Source organism: Escherichia sp. WS1265, assembly GCF_046487585.1.
In the GTDB taxonomy this organism is placed as follows: domain Bacteria; phylum Pseudomonadota; class Gammaproteobacteria; order Enterobacterales; family Enterobacteriaceae; genus Escherichia; species Escherichia coli.
On record NZ_JBJQJE010000101.1, the window covers coordinates 1 to 565 of the forward strand.

Genomic DNA, 565 nt, shown 5'->3' on the forward strand with positions numbered 1-565 from the left:
ATCGCACTGAGTACAGGCATGTTTTTCCCGTACCGTCCGGATAACCCGGAAGGCGCTACGCATCAACTCCAGCTGTTCGGCGGTATCCTCGCCCAGATAGCTCAGTGAACCGCCGCAGTTCGGGCAGCACGGCGCCGCAGGCAACAGCCGCTTTTCGTCACGGGGTAGTGATTCAGGGAACGGCTTACGGGTGCGGGTCTGACGCAACGGACGCTGTACTGCCGGGTCATACACCCTACCAGTCAGCGTATCGCTCTCTTTCTGAAGCCGGTTCAGATCGGCTTCCATTTGTGCGATACGGCGGGAGACTTTTTCGGAACGACTGCCGAAGTTCATCCGGCGGAGTTTATCCAGCTGCGCCTGCAGATGGTCTATTTCGCGCTCCCGGTTGCTCAGCTTTTCCTGCAGGGCGTGGATCAGCGCTTCCTGTTCGGCCAGGCGCTGTTTCAGCAGGAAGATGTCGTCAGAAGAGATGTCGTTCATAAGCCCGTATTTTACCGGGCTTATTCTGTGACAACCAGGATAAAGAGATTTACAGCATGGTCAGGGAGGTCAGCAGCCGCTT

At 57.0% G+C, this 565-nt stretch carries 1 protein-coding gene; it reads right to left on the reverse strand.

Annotation, left to right across the window (positions count from 1 at the left end; genetic code table 11):
- Positions 1-483: IS66 family transposase (locus ACJHX3_RS25035; RefSeq protein ID WP_001669616.1), on the reverse strand; the 483-nt coding region annotated here is incomplete at its 3' end.
- Positions 484-565: the final 82 nt, after the last annotated feature.